This is a genomic window from Marinomonas foliarum (genome assembly GCF_003337275.1).
Taxonomy (GTDB): Bacteria; Pseudomonadota; Gammaproteobacteria; order Pseudomonadales; family Marinomonadaceae; genus Marinomonas; species Marinomonas foliarum.
Genome location: NZ_QPJQ01000006.1, coordinates 95,156 through 114,442, shown reverse-complemented (window position 1 = coordinate 114,442; position 19,287 = coordinate 95,156). Strand labels below are relative to the sequence as shown.

Sequence of the window (19,287 nt, the reverse complement as noted above, 5' to 3'; positions counted from 1 at the left end):
GGACAAAAAACAGCTGGTTTTTGCTCGTGCCTCGCCAATTTTAACCAGCTATTTTATTGCCTCTGAATGAGGCGTTAGCGTTCAATAAAACGAAAAGGGGATTTAAATGCAGTGGAAAAAGCCCGAAAAGCATGAAGGCGGACTCGTCAAGATCCCAGAGCGTTGGCTGCACCTCTATTATTACGAGGCGTTGAACGTCCTATTTCGTTTTGAAAACGCACTAAGAGTATTTGTCTATATAGTATTGAAAAAAGAATTTAAAGAGAAATGGTCGGAGGCAGCCATATCGACGGGCGGAACAATAAAGAGCGAAACCAAATCTAGAATTGCAAAAGCTAAAGAGCATGCTTATCTGGGTTATGAGCTTTCGTCGCCTATGCTTTATCTAAACAGCGGAGAACTTATCGATATCATAATTTCAGATGCATACTGGAAACATTTTGCATCTTACTTTAAAGCGTCTAAAGCTATTGTGGCCACCAAGCTAAAAGAAATAGGAATGGTCAGAAATTCACTGGCCCACTTTAGGCCGATAAAGGAAGATGATATAGATCTGATAAAGCAAAACACTAAGCATGTATTGATTGAGATAGAAACGTGTTTAGTGCAAATCACATCCATCACAACAGTTGTTCCAACAAATACTGAGTATGAATGGTACAAGCAGATAAAACCAATAGGAAGCGAAAATATTAAGGTGTCGCTGTTTCACAGCGAGAACGAAGAATGGGTCCGAGTGTGTATCGGATACGTAGTTCCAACCTTGCAAAAAACTAAGTATGGCGAAACGTTTTGCTCCTACAAGCTCGGAAACTTCAGAACAGACCAGCTTTTTCAGAAGTATCCCCATTTAAGGGATAATTGTATTTACATTTCAGAGGGGGGAATGTGGGGAGGTCAACACGAAAACTTCGACATAAAAACCACGAAGGAAGTTAGCATCGTCTTTTCCAAGGATACGCTTACAAATAACCTAGAGTTCATCGTAGAGGCGTTAAACGATGTAGTATTAACCGTCGACGAAGAAACGGATCTTCTCCAGCAGGACCATTTGGCGAGAGGAAGCTTAGTTGAGACTAAGAGCGCTTCCGCGAGCGTGAACAATAGAAGTGACGGAAGTCGTTATTGGTCGGTTTCGCTCGGGAACATGAGTACCCCAATTGTCGCGGCTACAGAAGTAGAATATTGGGGTACTCGTGCGCATTATGAGTCTGACTTTATTTCTGGTTCAAATCAGTATCCATGGATGCCTTCCACGATTTCTGATGTGGAAATTCCGTTTTGATGCAACAGTAAGCGCTAACAAAACAATGCACGCGACAAGCGCGTGATTGCGGCGTTAGTTGCTTTCCCAGGTTAGGAGTAATTTCATGAGTAGGGATTGGGAATCTGTATTTACAACTTGGTCGCAAGGTCCAGGTAAAACCGAGCAAGAGCGGGCGGAAAATGCCGAGAGGCAGATAAGGCAGGCCATTCAGGCGAGTGATAAGTTAAAAAATAGGAATATCAAAGTATTTACACAAGGTTCTTACAGAAACAGAGTTAATGTAAGGCAGGACAGTGATGTAGATGTGGGTGTCCTCTGCTTCGATACATATTTTCCTGAATACCCTGATGACAACGTAAAATTGGAACTCGCAAAAAGCTTTGTCCCTGCTACTTATGAATACGCGACTTTTAAAAGCGAACTTGAAGAGGCGCTTGTAGCTAGATTTGGAAGGGCAGCGGTTACGCGTGGTAGTAAAGCCTTTGATATCAAAGCGAATACTTATCGCGTAGAGTCCGATGTAGCAGCATTTTTTGAACATCGCCGATATGTAACCACAACCTATTATCATTCCGGCGTAGAAATGATTCCTGATGATTATGACCCGCCTAGGGTAAAAAATTGGCCGGAGCAGCATTACGAAAATGGAGTTTCAAAAAACGACGCCACCTCTAGAAAGTACAAAAGAGTTGTTCGGGTCTTAAAAAAGTTATCGAATGAAATGGCGTCAAATGGAGTTCAATCAGCAAAAGATGCACCGAGCTTTCTCATTGAGTGTTTGGTGTTCAACGCATCAAACGCATGTTTTCAATATCAGTCTTTTAAGCCAATGGTTAGGGCGGTTCTCGCAGAACTGTTCAACAATACTTTATCTAACGAAAAGTGTTCTGAATGGGGCGAAGTAAATGAATTGAAATATCTTTTCAGGGGCTCACAGCCATGGACACGAGAGAGTGCTCATCAGTTCTTAAGTGATGCGTGGGACTACATAGGTTTCGAATAATGCTAACTAGACTTCATATTTCAACATTTATTGGTCTCACGATCGCGGTTTGGTTGCTTGCTCTATGGATTCAAGGCATGCCTGTACTCAGCGCGGACTTTGTAAAACCATTTGGTACAGTAGTTGGTGTCATAACTCTATTTGTAACCTTTTTCAACAAATACATGTGGTCATGGAAAGTATTTAAAGGTTGGTATGTTAAAAGACCAGACTTGAGGGGAACGTGGAAAGTTGAATTGAAAAGTAGCTGGATAAACCCTGAAACTGGTGAAGGAATCGCACCAATCTATGGATATGCAGTCATCAGGCAGTCGTTAACTTTTCTTAGTTTGAGGTTGATGACAAAGGAATCTAGATCTGTGTTGGTGGCTCACAGTATAGAACAGCAAGAGGATGAAGATCTGTTCAAGCTAGTTGGTGTTTATCGAAATGAACCCAAAATTGAATTGCAAGGTGTAAGAAGCGAAATACATCATGGCTCTTTCGCACTAGAAATTCATGGTTCTCCAGTCGAAGAACTTGAAGGACATTATTGGACAGATAGGGCAACCAAAGGTGGAATGAAATTGGTTGGTCGTGTAGAGAAATTATATAGCACATATGAGCAGGCAGAGCGTGAAATCAATAATTGGGGTCAGAGTTAAAATTTAAATAATTGGGGTCAGAGTTAAAATTTAAAAAATGGAATACGCTCCTGACAGGTTAAGGTAGCGAAAAAACAGCGACTAAAAATAGAAGGGGAGTTTAATTTTACTTTGCCCCCTTCACACGCTGTTATTTTTGATTGTTCGTAGGCGCTATCCTGCCCACGTGAATTAAACTCGTTAATTTGATTAAAGGCTTGATGATTAGCTGGGCGCTGCCAACGATAAACAACCATGTTCCGCTTTCGACCAGTGAGTCATTGAGAAAAAAAAAGCTTCCGATCAAGAACCACACAGCAATTAATACGTCATTGAATGCGCCTAGAGCTTCGTATCGGCGTTGTACGACAAAATGCTCTTGTCCAATATCTAGATCCCATTCGTTGTCTTGATTCACGCTTTTCTCCTTTGCTGAGGTTGTCATAGGGGAGATGACGATAAAGCAAAAGGAATTGGGATTAAACCCAAAATATTATTCAGTTACGGGGTGTTATTTATACATAAAAGGGCGTTTCATCATAAAACACCCTTTTTCACTCCTTATAACTCACTTCCAAACCGGTTTTCTAACTTCGTGATCCACGTCGGCAGCCGTCAGGCCAATATCTTTCAGTTGCGCTTCGTTTAGGTGGTTCAATCTGCTTCTTGTACGCCAGTTATGAGCGATTTTCTTGATAATCGCTTTCCATGGTTTTTCTTTCAGATTATCTAATGTGGCTTTACAGCATTGGCTTACGTTTAGCTGGCTGTTTTCGTGGTTGTTCATTTCTTCTGATATGCACGTTTTCATGGTGTTTTCCTTTTCTCTGTTTATTGAGGTGTTTGCTTTATGTTCAAATAATCGTCTATTAATTGCACTGCGACAAACGAGAAAAAGTGTTTTATAGTTAAGAAAAACTTACTTATAAAAGGTGTTTTTCATGTCTTCTAGTCGAGCTTTACCACCGCTTAAATCTTTGCAGGCGTTTCGTTATGCGGCGCAGTCGTTGAGTTTTAAGAAGGCGGCGGAGTCGCTTTTTGTGACGCAGGCGGCGGTGAGTCAGCAGATCAAAACTTTGGAGCAGGCGTTAAGCGTGGAGTTGTTTGAACGGCATACTCGCCAAGTTGTGCTGACGTCGGAAGGGCAGTATTTGTTTGAGTACGTTGAGAAGGCGTTTGCTTTATTAGAAGAGGGTGTGAAAGGCATTACGGAAGATCCTAATCCTAGTACTTTGGTGATTAGTTCGGTGCCGTCGTTTTCGAGCCGTTGGTTGGTGTCGCGTTTGGGTGGGTTTCAAACGCAGGAGCCGGAGATTAACCTTCGCTTGAGTCCGAGTATTGAGTTGTCGACGTTTGTGGACAGTGATTTGGATTTGTGTATTCGCTTGGGTCGAGGTGAATACGCAGGGCTAAAGTCGCAATTATTGTTTCGAGAGCATTTGGTATTGGTGTGTCATCCTTCGATGATTGATGCGCAGCAGCCGATTAGAGAGCAGTTAGTTTCTATTCCTATGATTACTGATACAGGGCCTGATGTTGCGCATGTGTGGCCTGTGTTGCAGCGTTTTTTGGATCTCTATGATATGCCAATGAAGTCGCATTTGCATGTGGCGGATTCTACTTCTTTGGTGGAGGCGCTGTTGTCTCGACAAGGCATAGCCATGATGCGTTATGGTTTGGTGTATGAGCAGATCGAGAAAGGGCAGTTGATTTGTCCATTACCTATTTATATGAAGTCACAGTATGATTTTTATCTTGTCGCGCCTGCGCCGCATTTTAAGTATCAGAAGGTGATGACGTTTAAACGTTGGCTTGAGGATGAGGTGAAGGTGATTGATTCTTCTTGGTTGGCGTATCTCGAGCGACACCCAGATATGGAGGAGGTTAGGCTTTAGTAGGTATTGAATACGACATTTACTCTATTTTTATGGCTCTTTTTTCGTTGAGCCGATTATTTTTAAGAAAAAAATTGATGAATTTGTTACAGTCTGGCGTTAGTTAAAAATAAGGTAGCACTTCTGTATTATGCCCATTAGAAATTTATTCGGTTCACTGCCTACATTTGCTGTTGAGCCTGACCAATTCCATGTCCTGCAATCTGCCCTTAGTTTTCGAGAATATTTATTAGAAGCGATCCATAACGCCACGTCTAGGATCTATCTTGTTGCGCTTTATCTTGAAGATGATGAAGCGGGCAGAGAAGTTTTGACGGCGGCTTATGAAGCCAAGCAGCGTAACCCCAGTTTAGATATTGCGATTTGTGTTGATTGGCATCGCGCTCAGCGTGGTTTGATCGGTGCAGATAAGTCGAAAGGCAATGCCGGTATGTATCAAGCATTTGCTGAAAAATATGAGCATGCTATTCCTGTTTATGGTGTTCCTGTTCGTAACCGCGAAGTGTTTGGAGTATTGCATCTAAAAGGCTCAATTATTGATGACACTGTGATTTACAGCGGCGCCAGTATTAATAATGTTTACCTTCACCGACAAGATCGTTACCGTTTCGATCGTTATCATATTATCCAACAGCAAGCCTTGGCCGATAGTATGGTGGGATTTATTCATAATGAGATTGTCTTACAGCCTGCGGTACATAATTTAACCCAGACGGATTTGCCGACAACGAAAGACATTAAATCTGATATTCGACAGTTCCGAATGTCGTTAGGTAAGTCGTCTTATCGTGGCGAAAAGCAAGCGGTTGGCAATCAGCAGGTGGCGGTAACGCCTATGGTGGGTGTGGGTAAACGTAACAATGTATTGAATCAAAAAATCGTCTCTCTATTGTCTGGTGCGAAACAAGAGATTGTGCTTTGTACGCCGTATTTTAACCTGCCTAAAGTTGTCTTGAGGGAAGTTAAGCGCGCTATTAAACGTGGTGTTAAGGTTCATGTGATTGTGGGTGATAAAACAGCCAATGATTTTTATATTGCGCCAGATCAGCCTTTTAAGGCGATTGGTGGTTTGCCATATTTGTATGAAATGAATTTACGTCGGTTTGCTCAGGCCAATAAATCTTATACTGCGTCTGGCGGGTTATCGATTCACTTATGGAAGCACGATAACAATAGTTACCATTTAAAAGGACTTTGGGTCGACCGTTGTTCTATGTTGCTAACGGGCAATAATGTGAACCCACGAGCTTGGGCGCTGGATTTGGAAAATGGTCTGTTGATTGATGATCCAGAGCAGCACTTGTTGGCTAAGTTCAATGCTGAGTTTGATAATATCCATCAGCATACTCAATGCATTTCATCCTATGAGCAACTCGAAACTATCCATGATTATCCAGTCAAAACGCAAAAACTGCTGAGAAGAATTATTCGTACACGAGCGGATCGATTACTTAAGCGTATTCTGTAGAAAAGCTCACGCCTATTTTAAACCAAAAAAAAGCGAATCCTAAGATTCGCTTTTTGCGTTTTGGTGTTTTTTGGTTTTGTGTTGCTGAGCACCTTAAAGCTATTTTATTTTGCTTTAAGGTTTTTCTTAACAGTATTTGAGTACCATTCTAAGAAATTGATTACGCCAAACTCGAAGGTCTCTGAGTAAGGTCCAGGCTGGTAACCAATTGAGTTAATACCTAGTTGGTTGCGTTCGCCAAGTACTTTGTCTTGTTCGTTGGTTGCATCCCAAACTCTGCGTAGTTTGTCGGTATCGTAATCAACACCTTCTACTGCATCTTTGTGAACGAACCATTTTGTGGTGACAATGGATTCTTGTGCAGAAACAGGCAATACACGGAATACGATAAAGTGGTCGGATTGCATGTGGTTCCAAGAGTTCGGCAAATGCAGGATACGCATTGAGCCTAGTTCACGGTTTTGAATGCGTCCTAATGGTTTTGTACAAGCAGCAGAGCCATCCATTGTCATAACCTGTGTGCCTTTTTTCAAAGGCATACGTACGATTCGGTTACGCTGTACTTCACCAAAGCTTTTGCTCTTATGCGGAATGCCTTCTGCGTCCCATTTCGCTGCTTGAGCGTTGTAGTGGTCGTGGAAATCTTGTGGCGCACGTGGGTCTTCTGTGTCATCCCATTCTAGCAATGTGTTAAGCAACTCAGGGTGGCTGCCTGAACAGTGGTAGCACTCGCGGTTGTTCTCTAATACTAGCTTCCAGTTAGCGCGCTCGTACATTGTAGATTCAACAGCTAGCTTGGTGTTTTCAACATCATACGGTTCCATGTAGGCATCGAGTGTTGCTAGGTAATCGTCAAAGCCATCATCAGGCTGTGTTTTTCCTAGGCAAACATAGATGAATCCGCCACCGGTTTTACAAAACACCGACTTAAGGCCATGTTGCTTAAGGTCGAAGTCTTTGTTCATTTCTGTGCCGGCAAACAGTAAGTTGCCTTTTAGGTCGTAAGTCCATTGGTGATAAGGACAAACTAGGTTGGCAACCTTGCCTCTGTGTTCTGTGCAAAGTACCGAGCCACGGTGTCTACAGGTGTTGTGAAAAGCATTCACATTGCCTTCAGCGTCACGCAAGATAAGCAATGAGTTTTGCCCAACATCGACGGTGATGTAGTCGCCTTTCTTTGGAATTTCACTGGTCATTCCAACAAATAGCCACTCTTTTTGAAAGATCTCTTCCATGTCGATTCTGAACATGTGTGGATCATTATATAGCTGAGCATCTAGTGAGTAATTGCTGGCGCGATTCTCTAGTAACTCAGACATTGTCGTTTTTGCTTCGTCTAAGGAAGCGTGGCGTACGTTCAGTAAATCGTGTTGATTCATCTTTCTGGACCTTCATGACAAAAAGATTGATGGGCAATTTCGCGTCGTTTATTAACTACGAGGCTATAGTCGCTGAATTATCGGCCAAAAAAATGACTATTCACGACATAGGGTGATACATAAATCGACTCGCTATTGTATGTATCCTCTAGGTTTGACCTCCACGAGCAACTTATTGTCGCTCAGAGTTAACTCGCATACACAAACTGCGCCCAAAATGGCTCGAAAAGGCGTCATTCAATTATTATGTACTCGACTTAAAATAAAGAGATTTCAATATGACCAACTCTTCTTCTGCTATGGTGAATGCTGATTATTTAGCACCGGTAAATACTCAGACATGGGTGAATGGACGTCACAACGTACGTTGTGTAAAAGTCATTCATGAAACATGGGATGTGAAAACATTCTGTTTTATGGCTCAGCAGCCTGTGATGTTTTTCTTTAAGCCAGGGCAATTTGTCACTCTAGAGCTGGAGATTGAGAGTAAGCAGGTAATGCGCTCTTACACTATTTCGAGTTCGCCTTCTGTGCCATACAGCTTTTCCATTACGGTGAAGCGTGTTCCTGGTGGGGAAGTGTCTAATTGGTTGCATGACAACATGGCGATAGGTACTGAATTGGCAGTGCATGGTCCTGTTGGTCAGTTTAACTGTATTGATTATCCTGCAGAGAAGGTGTTGTTGTTATCAGGCGGCGTTGGTATTACGCCTGTGATGTCGATGGCGCGTTGGTGGTTTGATACCAATGCTGATGTCGATATGACTTTTATACACAGTGCTCGTTCTCCAAGAGACGTTATTTATACTCGTGAGCTTGATCATTTGGCAGCGCGATTAGACAACTTTGGCTTGTACTTGATTGTTGAGCGTATGGAAAACGGTTTGCCTTGGCAGGGATACCGCGGTTATTTAGACGAGTCGAAACTGGATATGATTTCGCCTGATTTCATGGAGCGAGAGATCTTCTGTTGTGGACCTGCGCCTTACATGAAAGCTGTGAAAAACCTTCTTATCGCAAGAGGTTTTGATATGAGTCACTACCATGAGGAGTCTTTTGGTGCGACGCCTGCCAGTGTGGTGGAAGATGCGATTGAACAAGCGGAAGTGGCTCAGGCAGAGGCTGATGCGGTCAATCAAGAAGATTTAATCCGTGTTGAGTTCACTGGAAGCGGTAAGAGTATTCAGATTGGTTCGGGTGAAACCTTGCATAACGCGGCTGCGAAACTGGATCTGATGATACCTAAAGCCTGTGGTATGGGGATTTGCGGTACTTGTAAGGTGCTGGTCAAAGAGGGCGAAACTCAGATGGATCATAACGGTGGTATTACCGATGAAGACATTGAAGCTGGGTATGTTTTGTCTTGCTGTACCGTACCGAAATCTGACGTTGTACTTGAGTATTGAAAATTATAAAAAAAACGTTCAATAAAAGAGCGATCTTGTTCTATATTAGTGCATGGTGTTAGATTTTAGGTGTGAGCTAGAGTACGTTTTTCTCTAGCTCGACTATTATTATGTGAATATAAGATAGGATGCCTTTGATTCTGTATCTCCTTAAAAATAATAAAAGTACTTCTTAGTGAAAATGGTTATGTTGGTCTAGTTCTTGCCTAGCATAGAGAAGCACAAAAATGAGGACTCTAATATGGTAATGGCAAATGACTCAGGTCTTGCTTTTGATGCAAGAAGCACGACTAAAGTGGGTTTTTTATTGCTCGATCATTTTACAATGATTGCGCTTGCCTCTTCGATTGAGCCGCTGCGTATGGCGAACCAATTGTCGGCCGAAGAACTGTATAGTTGGAATTTAATTTCCGTGGATGGGAAGCCGGTAACTGCAAGCGATGGGCTGGTTTTAACACCAGATCTATCTATTGAAGACAGTGGTGAATTTGATCTTATCATCGTGGCTGGTGGTGTTGATATCACCAGAGCTTTTACAGCGAAGCAGGTGTCATGGCTGACGAAGCAGTCGCGTAAAGGTGTTAAATTAGGTGGTATTTGTACTGGAGCGTATGTACTTGCATATGCAGGGCTTCTGAATGGCTATCAATGCAGCGTGCATTGGGAGTGTTTAACTGCCTTGCAAGAGACTTTCCCTAAGGTGAATTGCAATAATAAGCTTTTCTCTATTGATAAGGATCGTCTAACGTCATCAGGTGGTAGTGCGCCGATGGACATGCTTTTAAACATGATGACGAAGCAGCACGGTCCAAAATTATCTAACGCTATTTCTGATATGTTTATTTGTGATCGTATTCGTAATGAGTCTGATCAGCAGCGTATGCCGATGCGTCAGTTTAGTAATGTGGGTGTTTGTACTCCTAAGCTGGTAGATGTGATTGAGTTGATGGAAAACAACTTAGAAGAGCCGATTGAGCTTGATGAGTTAGCCACTTTTGTCGACGTGTCTCGTCGTCAGATTGAGCGTATGTTTCACCGTCATTTAGATTGTTCGCCTTCTCGTTATTATTTGCGTTTGCGTCTTGAAAGAGCACGTAAACTGCTCAAGCAATCTAATATGTCGATTGTGGAGATTTCGATGGCATGTGGATTCATATCCACGCCCCATTTTAGTCGCTGTTATCGTAAGCATATTGGTGTTTCGCCAAGAGACGAACGAAAAATTGCTTGGAAAGGAGAAGTGCCAGACCTTGCGGTGAATCCTGAGTCTGGTGAAGCAATTGTTTATATTCCACATGCCCATGATGCGTTGAATAATTCGCATTCTGAGCCAAGTTATGGGTCCGTTTCAATGTAAATTGTGGCGGATTCACTAAGGCCCAAGTCTTGATTCTTTTGAGGCTTGGGCTTTTTTATGGGTGAAAGAAAATTATTCTATCTGGCAATACAACAGTATTTCTTTGCTTGTTTGAGCTTTTTGGGTGCATAGCCAGTTTGGGTAGGTTGTTCTATCTTTCTTAGACTGCACTATGAAGAAAGGTGTTTTTTGTGTTGTTAGCCAGCTGTTGATGTCTGCTGCACGCTGTTTCGCCTTGCCAGACGAATAGTACTGAGCTGAGAAGGGGCGTTTATGCAGATAAAATAAATCGCTCTGTGTGGCTTCTGATTGCTGTTTCCAGATGGCTAGTATTTTGTCTTCTGAGCGTTTTGGCACTAAATCAAAGTGCAAAACACTAAAAAGAACAATAAGTAAAACTGGAGTAATAAAGCCGATTTTGTAGAGCCAGTTTGGTAATGGTTTTTTATCGTGTAAATAAACGATCAATAAAGCGGTGGCGGGTAGTGCTGGCATTACGTAACTGGCTAAAATATTGCCCGAAAAGCTAAAAAGTAACATAGGAGACAGCATCCAGAAAAATAGGAAGCCACCGAAACCGTCAGTGCTTTGCTCAACGTCTTTGTTGTCTTTAATGGCGCGAATCCATTGCATAATGAGTAGTGGGCTCCAAGGTAGCATAGAAATAATCGCATAGACCCAAATCGTACCGCGTGTCCTTTCATGTGCGGTGCCATATAAGTCGCCTTGCCAACCGCTTACGATGAAGCGTTTAATGTGTTCACCAACGATGAAATAATCTAAAAAACCTGGTGTTTTGTATTCGGCAATGGCGTACCAAGGCACAGAAATAACAAGAAAAATCAGTGTGCCGTATCCCCAAGGTAAAACATTCCAAAGCTTTTTCCAGCGCCCATTAGGAAGTAGCCAAATGGTTAAACTTATGCCAATCAAAACGATCGCTAACGGGCCTTTTGATAACATACCTAGTGCCAAGCCTATGAAGAATAAATAACCCCAAACTTTGCCTTTGTTGCTCCATGCTTGCCAGAAGCTGATCATGCTTAAGCTGATGGAAAAAGTCAGTGCGGTGTCTGTCATCACGGCACCACTTAAAATGATAAAAGAAACTGTTGATGCGAGAATGCTGGCAGCAAAAAGACCCACTGATGAGGATTGAAAATAGTCTTTTGCCAGTTTATAAACTAACCAAATAACGCCCGCTCCAACAATTAGATGTGGTACGCGTGCAGCAAATTCATTGACGCCAAAGAGTTCAAATCCAAGACTGCTTAGCCAAGTGAAAATAGGCGGTTTCCCCCAAAATGGCACATTGTAGTCAAACATCGGTGTTATCCAGTTACCCGTTTCAAACATGATACGCGCCATTTCTCCGTAACGAGCCTCTGTTGTATCCATCAATGGGTAAAGCGAAAGAGAAATAAGACGCAGTATTAAGCAGCTGAATAGCAGAATGAATAGCGTTTTATAGGATGGTAGTTGGGTTATTGTCTTTGGCATTATTCAGTGTCCATTGGGTGAAAAGTTGGTTGTTTGATGGTGTCTTCCATGAGGACATACAGTGGTCGTTGTTTGGATTCAATGAACAATCGACCGACGTATTCTCCTAATACTCCAATGGATAGGAGTTGAAAGCCGCCTAAAAATAAAATGATCAGCATGGTTGAAGGATAACCTGCTACTGGGTCGCCCCAGATGATGGTTTTTGCGAAAACCACCAGAGCCATAATGAAGGCAATCACAGAGGTAGTGATACCTGCCATAGTGGCCCAACGAAGTGGTTTTGTGCTAAATGAAGTGATGCCTTCTAGTGCCAAATGGATGAGTTTTGCGTAGTTCCATTTAGTATTGCCTGCCAAGCGCGGGTCACGGTCAAAGGTGAGTATTTTACGAGTGAAGCCGGGCCAAGCTAATAAGCCTTTCATAAAGCGAGTTCGTTCCGGCAAGGTGTTAATGACATTGACGACTTTTTGGTCCATTAAGCGAAAGTCCCCCACGTTTTCTGTGATTTGGTGGTCGCTTATTTTCGACATGAAGCGATAAAAGCAATGAGCCGTAGTGCGTTTCATCCAGCTTTCGCCATGCCGTTCGCGGCGTTGCATTTCAACGACTTGCGCGCCGTTTTCCCAAGCTTCTACCATAGCTGGGATATATTCTGGTGGGTCTTGTAAGTCAGCGTCTAACAGAATGACGCAACGGCCAGTTGAGGCTTTTAAACCAGCACTCATGGCCGCTTCTTTGCCGAAGTTTCGGCTCAGGCGTAGGCAGCGTAATTGGTGTAATGGGTGGGTGAACTGATTGACTAATGCCCAGCTATCGTCTTGACTGCCATCATCAATATAGAGAATTTCACAGTATTGATGAAGTTGGGACAGTGCGTCACACACTCGCTGTTGGCAAACGTTTAGAACATCGGCTTCGTTTAAAAAAGGAATAATAACCGTTACCAAAGGTTGGGCTTTTGTTACGGGCTCTGTTTGCGCGTATTGTCTGTAAGGAATGGCTTTCATTGAGTTCTCCAATAAGGGGAAATGCGATGAAGGCATAATAAAGATAGTTAAGTCGCAAAAAGGTGATTCACTTTTTTTTCATGTCACTGTGTGACAATAGATGTCATAAAATAGTGTTATCTATCTTCTTTACTAATCACTGAGATGACTATGAAACTACTCTTAATAGAAGACCATAAAGACATTGCAGGAGTGATTTTTGATTATTTCGAAATCAAAGAGTATGTCTTGGACTATGCAAACAATGGTTTACAAGGGTACGAGTTAGCAAAAACGGAACATTATGATGTGATTATCTTAGACATCATGCTGCCCAAAATGGATGGTTTAACCGTCTGTAAGTCTTTGCGTGAAGCGGGCGTTGATACGCCAATTTTAATGCTGACAGCGCGCGATACTAAAGACGATATATTGGCGGGCTTTGACCATCTTGCCGATGATTATTTGGTCAAACCTTTTGATTTAGAAATTCTGGATTCTCGGTTGCAGGCTTTGGTTAGACGACGTAAAGGAGGTGTGGCTAACAAAACCCTGACTTTTGGGCGTTTATCCTTAGATATGAATACTCGTGTTTTGCAAAGAGAGGGTGGCCGTTACTCACTAAACCCTTCTCAGTACACCATTTTAAAGTGCCTGATACAAAAAGCCCCAGAAGTCGTATCAAAAGACGAAATTTGCGATGCTTTATGGGGCGATGAAGAGCCCGACAGTAAAGTGCTGCGTAGTCATATTTATCAATTGCGTAGCTTGGTAGATCGACCTTTTGAGCATGCTTATTTGAGAACCGTTTCTAAAGTGGGTTATCGGCTTGTTGCTGAAGGTGATGAATGAAGCAAATTAAAACCGCGAAACAGTTAACCTTCACGTATTTTTCTATTGTGGCTTTTGCGATCATCGCGTTTCATTTTTCTATGTTTACTTCAATGATAGAAAACATAGAAATGATTTATGCTGAAAACCGCATGCTGAAAGATAAAAATACCGCGGTGTCTTTGTTAGATGGTACTGAGCTAGCCCATGTGGCGGTTCCGCCTTTTTCTGATGTGTATGTTAGCAAAGAAAATTTGCCTCCAGGGATTGTGTTAGCGCAAGGCATGGTAGATGACAAACCATTTGAGCTGGATGAAGCTTCTGATACCTCGCTTGAGATGTTTGCTATGCGTTCACAAGTCGTGTTGAACGGTGAGCTGAAAGAGATTTATGTTATTCATTACGATGAAATATATGAGATTTCTGAAGGGCAAATGTTCGAAACACAAAGTACTCAATTGATCTTGTCCTTATTGCTTTTAATTGTCAGCTTGTGGGTGGTGATGCGGATTTCTGGCCGTTTAACTAAACCATTGGCTCAGTTAACGCAAAGCCTTGGTGTGCGTAGTCCTGCTAATCTATCGGCCATTGAATTGCCTGAAGGGGCAGCGACAAGAGAAATTCGACAGTTGGTTGATCGTTTAAACCTTTATCAGAATCAAATTCGTGATTTGATTGAGCGAGAGCGGGCATTCAACCGCTATGCTAGTCATGAACTTCGAACGCCCTTGATGGTGATGAAAGGGGCAACGACTTTGCTGGGTAAATCGGATTCAAAAGAGTTTTTAGAAAGGCAACGAGTGCGAATGGCCCAGGCTTGCCAAGAGATGGAAGATTACATCACGACCTTGTTGTCTCTGACCCGAGATGAAGATTTAGATGTCATTGCTTCGCGCGAGGTTCAGACGAGTGAATATGACGATATTAGACAGATGCATTTAGGGTATTTGGCTGGCAGAAAGGTAACCGTTGAGATTATCAATAAAGGTCAAATTATTACGAAGTTGCCAGTTCCGACTTTTCATATTTTAGTGGGCAATTTGTTGAAAAATGCCATGGCTTGTACCGAAGAGGGTTATGTAAATATTGTTATTTCAGAAAACGAGTTAGCGATTGTCGATAGCGGGTGTGGCTTGAGTGTCAAACCTGGCGGTGAGGGCTATGGTTTGGGTTTGATGATAGTGCGTGATATCTGTGCTAAATACGATTGCTCGTTTTCGTTGGTAGATAATGCCGATGGGGGTTGTCGAGCAACGGTGGTCTTTCCTCATTCCTCTTAATGGTGGTGTTAGTGTTTAAAGGTGTTAATAGATTCAAATAGTTAATGGGTTAGATTCAATATCAGCATAAAACAATCGACTTTTTTGATGTTACTATCTCTTATATTGATACCGATTTTTGATGGAGAACATCCTATGAGCTCAACAATTTTAAAACGTATACCGTTACAAATGTTCTGGCCGACATTTGATCCTTTTCTATTTTGTGCCTTCCACAATGATACTTATCCTAAAGCCAATGGCTCTATGGGACCTGATGCATCGTTAAATAATCGTCCGCTGGGACAAGACTTTGGCGGTATTGATGGCTGGCGTATGTACCACGGAAAAAGTGTGCCAGGATTTCCTGCGCATCCACATCGTGGCTTTGAGACAGTGACCATTGTAAACAAGGGCTTTGTGGATCACGCTGATTCCATCGGTGCGGCAGGTCGTTATGGTGAAGGCGATACCCAGTGGATGACAGCTGGGGAAGGCGTTCAGCATTCTGAGATGTTTCCTTTGTTAAACGAAGATGGCCCTAATCCATTGGAGCTTTTTCAAATTTGGTTGAATCTACCAAGTAAAAACAAAATGGTACCGCCACATTTTGCGATGCTTTGGGATGAGGATACGCCAGTGGTGAGCGTGGCGGATGCGAACGGTTTAGACACTCAAGTCAAAGTGGTTGCTGGTACGTTTCAGAATGTCGATCCTTCGCCATGTCCTCCAAACTCATGGGCAGCGGATAGTAAAAATGATGTAGCTATTTGGTTGATCGACTTGCCAGAAAATGGTGAATGGACGTTACCTGCGGCGGCGGCTGGTTTGAGCCGTACTTTATACTTCTTTGAAGGTGAAAAGGTGACATTAGATGAAACGAACGTCTCTATCAATGAAGCCTTTGTCCTAAAAAGCGATGCGTCTTTAGTGCTGAAAAACAAAGGTAAAAAAGCGCGCTTCTTGTTGTTGCAAGGTCGCCCTATTGGCGAGCATGTTGAACAGCATGGCCCATTTGTAATGAATACAAGAGCTGAGTTACAACAAGCTTTTAGTGACTATCAACGTACTCAATTTGGCGGCTGGCCTTGGCCACGCCATGACCAAGTGCATGATAAAGCAAAAGGGCGCTTTGCTGATCACGGTAATAGCGAAGCTTAAGCTAACAATGTTTAGGTAGTTATGCTTTAAAGTTTTGCTGAGGAAAATACCCAAAAGCGAGAGAAAGCGTAATTGAGGACTAACCCCACTAATATGCCTGGTACCATGGCTAGATAAGGCCATAAAAGAGCCAGTGTCATATTGGCTGGTGGTTGAGACATGAGTATTAGATAACAGCCCCAGTTTGGTATAAAGGCCACTACAGAGCCGCCGAGAAATTGCATGAACTGCAATGCGGCGGCTTTTTTGTTGGTGTGGCTTTGCTTGGCTTCCCTAAAGGTAATACTGCGGTTCCACCACCAGTTTGAGCTCGCGGCGACCCAAAAGGCGATGCCTCTGGCAGCAAGGTGGGGTAACCAGATAGAAAGCAGCGCCATGCTTGTAAGGTCGACTAAGAAGCCAAAGCCACCCACAATAGCAAAGCGTAAAAATGTATGTTTAAAAATGCGTCTCATGATGGCATTCTAAATATAGGTACATCAAAAAAATATGAAACTCCTGTTATCATCGTTTTTTACATTCCCGAAATAGAAGGATCGAAAATGAAAATACTTGCATTTGGCGCTAGCTCAAGCCGACAGTCTATTAACAAAGCTTTGGCTGGTTATGCAGCTAACTTGGTTGATGGTGCGGAAGTAACGCTACTTGATTTAAATGATTTTGAAATGCCGCTTTTTAGTGAGGACTTTGAAAAAGAATCTGGTGTGCCTGCTCAAGCACAAGCGTTTGTAGATGCTATTGCTCAAGCCGATGCTATTGTAGCTTCATTTGCTGAACATAATGGTTCTTATTCTGCGGCCTACAAAAATATCTTCGATTGGGCATCTCGTATTGAAAAAGCGGTTTATCAAGATAAGCCAATTGTTGTGCTTTCAACATCGCCTGGTCCTGGTGGCGCGAGCAGTGTGTTGGCTCAAACGGTAAACAGTATGCCTTTTTTTAAGGGTAACGTTGTTGGTAGCCTGAGTGTGCCTAATTTTTATGGCGTGATGAAAGACGGCGAGATGGTTGACGAGTCTGTTAAACAGGCACTGTCGGGCATTGTTGCTAAATTTTAGATTTACGGTCTTAAATTTTCGCTTAAATATAAGGAAGCCGAATGAAGCAATCTCGTACATGTGAATGGTTGGGAATAGATTTTCCCATTATTCAGGCGCCTATGGCTGGCGTTCAAGACAGCGCTTTAGCGATTGCTGTATCGAAAGCGGGTGGCTTGGGCTCTTTGCCATGCGCTATGTTGAGTGTGGATGATATTGCTCGTCAGGTTTCCTTAATTAAAGCGGTTACGAATAAACCCTATAACCTGAATTTTTTCTGTCATCAGACAACAGAATACGACGAGAAAAAACATCAGCAGTGGCGTGGCTTGTTAAAGCCTTATTTTGATGAATTCTCTAGTCAATATGATGAGACAGTAAAAGCGGCTTCGCGAATGCCTTTTAGTCATGATGTTGCCGATGCGATAGAAGGTTTTGCTCCACCAGTTATTAGTTTTCACTTTGGCTTGCCTGAACCGGACCTGCTGGCTCGAGTTAAGCGCTGGGGAACTAAGGTGTTGTCTTCGGCGACAACGTTGGAGGAGGCTATTTGGCTGGAAGAGAATGGTGCTGATGGTATTATTGCGCAAGGTCTTGAGGCTGGCGGGCATCGAGGAATGTTTCTTTCGAAAGATGTTTCTACGCAAGTTGGGTTGTTTTCGTTAGTGCCTCAGATAGTTGATCGAGTTGATATCCCTGTTATTGCGGCTGGTGGTATTTGTGATGCTCGCAGCATTAATGGGGCATTGGCGCTTGGTGCTGGGGCGGTGCAAATAGGTACGTCTTATTTGTTGTGTGATGAAGCTAAAACATCGGCGTTGCATCGCGCTGCATTAAAAAGCCAAAAAGCTAACCATACTGCTTTAACCAATGTGTTTACGGGGCGACCAGCAAGAGGAATCGCTAATCGAGTTATGAAAGATCTTGGTTATATGAATGATAATGTTCCAGAGTTTCCACATGCCTCAATGGAAATGGCGCAGTTGAAAGCTTTGGCAGAGAAGCATGGCTCGGATGACTTTTCTTCTTTGTGGAGTGGTCAGAATGTGTCAGGTTGCAAAGAAATATCGGCTTTTGAATTAACCAAGCAATTTGCCGACGTTTGTCGAGTTACAACCTAAAGCATTCCTTTATGGAATCCAAAATATAAGATTTATTCCTTTTACAAATACTTCTCTTAACCTCATGCTAGCGCTTTAAATCCAATATAAGGCATTGGTATGTGGATCTTTATTACTCTGTTTGCAGCAGGTTGTCAGTCAGTTCGAACGGCGTATCAAAATACGTTGGCTCGTGAAACAGGCTTCCTGCATGCGACCATGTCTCGATCTTTGTTTGGTTTGCCATTAGTCAGTGTCTATCTTGTGGCCTGTTGGCAATTATTTGGCTGGGTATCAGTCGACAATAATCTGCGCTTTTGGGTTGCTGCTAGTATTTGCGCTATAGCCCAAATTATGGCGACGTATTTTATGTTACGTGCATTTCAGTCTGGTAGTTTTGCACTAGGAACCTTGTTGGCAAAAACGGAAGCGGTGTTGGCTGCATTAATTGGTTTACCTCTGTTGCATTATACTTTGACGATTGGCTCGTGGATTGGGATTTTTTTAGGGGTATTAGGTGCCGTTGTTATGAGCGTGAAATGGAAGAATATTAAACAGGCTCATAAAGATATTTCTTTGTTACTTGGATTGGCGAGTGGTTTTTGTTTTGCTGTTACTTCCGTTACCGCGTCGATGGCCAGCCATTCTTTATCTGGCTCTTTGATAACCGGTGCAGGGGTTACACTTTGGTATGTTTTGGCTTTACAGTCTATTATTTTGTGCGGTGTTCAAATCTATAGAAGTAAGGATTTGTTGGCGCCATTTAAAAATGAGTTGGCGTTAAGTTGTAAAGTAGGTGTACTAAGCTCTTTAGGTTCCATTGGTTGGTTTACCGGTTTTGCTTTGGTGAATCCTGCTTTAGTGAAAACCTTAGGACAGATTGAAATCATCGGAACCTTGTATTATTCGAAAGTGCGCTTTGCTGAGAAAATGACGAAGCAGCAATGGATTGGTGGCGCTATGATTGTGATGAGCGTTATCTTGGTTGTGGTATCGACCGTTAAGTGAGGGT

The 19,287-nt window shown here is 42.7% G+C and carries 19 protein-coding genes; 13 read left to right on the top strand and 6 right to left on the bottom strand.

The annotated features are described in order from the left end of the window. The first annotated feature begins 106 nt into the window (after nucleotides 1-106). The 3 genes from DFP77_RS04915 (at nucleotide 107) to DFP77_RS04905 (ending at nucleotide 2,914) form a co-directional block, all read left to right on the top strand. Nucleotides 107-1,285, top strand: coding sequence for a Swt1 family HEPN domain-containing protein (locus tag DFP77_RS04915; RefSeq protein ID WP_114411160.1), 1,179 nt, complete (start codon nucleotides 107-109; stop codon nucleotides 1,283-1,285). Between the two features lie 85 nt (nucleotides 1,286-1,370). Next, nucleotides 1,371-2,270, top strand: coding sequence for a nucleotidyltransferase domain-containing protein (locus tag DFP77_RS04910; protein ID WP_114411159.1), 900 nt, complete (start codon nucleotides 1,371-1,373; stop codon nucleotides 2,268-2,270). After that, nucleotides 2,270-2,914 (top strand): Cap15 family cyclic dinucleotide receptor domain-containing protein, encoded by a 645-nt coding sequence (locus DFP77_RS04905; RefSeq protein ID WP_114411158.1) that lies wholly within the window; start codon nucleotides 2,270-2,272, stop codon nucleotides 2,912-2,914. Before DFP77_RS04910 ends, DFP77_RS04905 begins: the two co-directional genes overlap by 1 nt. Nucleotides 2,915-3,044: 130 nt before the next feature. On the opposite strand, the gene DFP77_RS04900 is transcribed toward DFP77_RS04905, so the two are convergent. Beyond that, complete coding sequence (locus DFP77_RS04900) at nucleotides 3,045-3,311, bottom strand: YrhK family protein (RefSeq protein WP_114411157.1); 267 nt, start codon at nucleotides 3,309-3,311, stop codon at nucleotides 3,045-3,047. Between the two features lie 150 nt (nucleotides 3,312-3,461). After that, entirely contained in the window at nucleotides 3,462-3,704 is a 243-nt protein-coding gene (locus DFP77_RS04895) for a DUF1127 domain-containing protein (RefSeq protein WP_114411156.1), read from the bottom strand. 130 nt (nucleotides 3,705-3,834) lie between these two features. On the opposite strand from DFP77_RS04895, the gene DFP77_RS04890 reads away from it, so the two are divergent. Together DFP77_RS04890 and pssA are read left to right on the top strand one after the other, a co-directional pair. Next, complete coding sequence (locus DFP77_RS04890; RefSeq protein WP_114411155.1) at nucleotides 3,835-4,788, top strand: LysR substrate-binding domain-containing protein; 954 nt, start codon at nucleotides 3,835-3,837, stop codon at nucleotides 4,786-4,788. Nucleotides 4,789-4,918: 130 nt separating this feature from the next. Continuing rightward, nucleotides 4,919-6,256: a CDP-diacylglycerol--serine O-phosphatidyltransferase gene (gene pssA / locus DFP77_RS04885; RefSeq protein WP_114411154.1), complete on the top strand. Its 1,338-nt coding sequence runs from the start codon at nucleotides 4,919-4,921 to the stop codon at nucleotides 6,254-6,256. Nucleotides 6,257-6,360: 104 nt separating this feature from the next. Here pssA and gbca read toward each other — a convergent pair whose 3' ends face one another. Continuing rightward, nucleotides 6,361-7,635: a glycine betaine monooxygenase oxygenase subunit gene (gene gbca / locus DFP77_RS04880; protein ID WP_114411153.1), complete on the bottom strand. Its 1,275-nt coding sequence runs from the start codon at nucleotides 7,633-7,635 to the stop codon at nucleotides 6,361-6,363. 278 nt (nucleotides 7,636-7,913) lie between these two features. Between gbca and gbcB the strand changes: the two genes are divergently transcribed. Beyond that, nucleotides 7,914-9,041 carry a glycine betaine monooxygenase reductase subunit gene (gene gbcB, locus DFP77_RS04875; protein ID WP_275586983.1) on the top strand — a complete coding sequence of 376 codons (1,128 nt, stop codon included), beginning with the start codon at nucleotides 7,914-7,916 and terminating at the stop codon, nucleotides 9,039-9,041. A gap of 241 nt (nucleotides 9,042-9,282) precedes the next feature. Further along, nucleotides 9,283-10,398 carry a choline metabolism transcriptional regulator GbdR gene (gbdR, locus tag DFP77_RS04870; RefSeq protein WP_374058252.1) on the top strand — a complete coding sequence of 372 codons (1,116 nt, stop codon included), beginning with the start codon at nucleotides 9,283-9,285 and terminating at the stop codon, nucleotides 10,396-10,398. Between the two features lie 72 nt (nucleotides 10,399-10,470). Here the strand turns inward: gbdR and DFP77_RS04865 are convergent, their stop codons facing one another. Both DFP77_RS04865 and DFP77_RS04860 read right to left on the bottom strand, forming a co-directional pair. Further along, nucleotides 10,471-11,898, bottom strand: a complete 1,428-nt coding sequence (locus DFP77_RS04865) for an ArnT family glycosyltransferase (protein ID WP_114411152.1) — start codon at nucleotides 11,896-11,898, stop codon at nucleotides 10,471-10,473. Beyond that, complete coding sequence (locus DFP77_RS04860; protein WP_114411151.1) at nucleotides 11,898-12,908, bottom strand: glycosyltransferase family 2 protein; 1,011 nt, start codon at nucleotides 12,906-12,908, stop codon at nucleotides 11,898-11,900. The genes DFP77_RS04865 and DFP77_RS04860 overlap by 1 nt, the downstream gene beginning before the upstream one ends. 150 nt (nucleotides 12,909-13,058) lie before the next feature. Between DFP77_RS04860 and DFP77_RS04855 the strand changes: the two genes are divergently transcribed. The 3 genes from DFP77_RS04855 (at nucleotide 13,059) to DFP77_RS04845 (ending at nucleotide 16,138) form a co-directional block, all read left to right on the top strand. Next, nucleotides 13,059-13,739, top strand: a complete 681-nt coding sequence (locus DFP77_RS04855) for a response regulator transcription factor (protein ID WP_114411150.1) — start codon at nucleotides 13,059-13,061, stop codon at nucleotides 13,737-13,739. Then, nucleotides 13,736-14,998 (top strand): histidine kinase dimerization/phospho-acceptor domain-containing protein, encoded by a 1,263-nt coding sequence (locus DFP77_RS04850; protein WP_114411149.1) that lies wholly within the window; start codon nucleotides 13,736-13,738, stop codon nucleotides 14,996-14,998. The genes DFP77_RS04855 and DFP77_RS04850 overlap by 4 nt, the downstream gene beginning before the upstream one ends. Before the next feature lie 135 nt (nucleotides 14,999-15,133). Beyond that, the gene (locus tag DFP77_RS04845) at nucleotides 15,134-16,138 is read left to right on the top strand and encodes a pirin family protein (protein ID WP_114411148.1); all 1,005 of its coding nucleotides are present in this window, start codon (nucleotides 15,134-15,136) and stop codon (nucleotides 16,136-16,138) included. 26 nt (nucleotides 16,139-16,164) lie between these two features. Here DFP77_RS04845 and DFP77_RS04840 read toward each other — a convergent pair whose 3' ends face one another. Beyond that, on the bottom strand, nucleotides 16,165-16,593 hold the full coding sequence (locus DFP77_RS04840; RefSeq protein ID WP_114411147.1) for a GtrA family protein: 429 nt from the start codon (nucleotides 16,591-16,593) through the stop codon (nucleotides 16,165-16,167). 87 nt (nucleotides 16,594-16,680) lie between these two features. On the opposite strand from DFP77_RS04840, the gene DFP77_RS04835 reads away from it, so the two are divergent. The 3 genes from DFP77_RS04835 (at nucleotide 16,681) to DFP77_RS04825 (ending at nucleotide 19,283) form a co-directional block, all read left to right on the top strand. Further along, entirely contained in the window at nucleotides 16,681-17,196 is a 516-nt protein-coding gene (locus tag DFP77_RS04835) for an NADPH-dependent FMN reductase (protein ID WP_114411201.1), read from the top strand. A gap of 41 nt (nucleotides 17,197-17,237) precedes the next feature. After that, nucleotides 17,238-18,296, top strand: coding sequence for an NAD(P)H-dependent flavin oxidoreductase (locus DFP77_RS04830; protein WP_114411146.1), 1,059 nt, complete (start codon nucleotides 17,238-17,240; stop codon nucleotides 18,294-18,296). 99 nt (nucleotides 18,297-18,395) lie between these two features. Further along, nucleotides 18,396-19,283 (top strand): EamA family transporter, encoded by an 888-nt coding sequence (locus tag DFP77_RS04825; protein WP_114411145.1) that lies wholly within the window; start codon nucleotides 18,396-18,398, stop codon nucleotides 19,281-19,283. The last annotated feature ends 4 nt before the right edge of the window (nucleotides 19,284-19,287 follow it).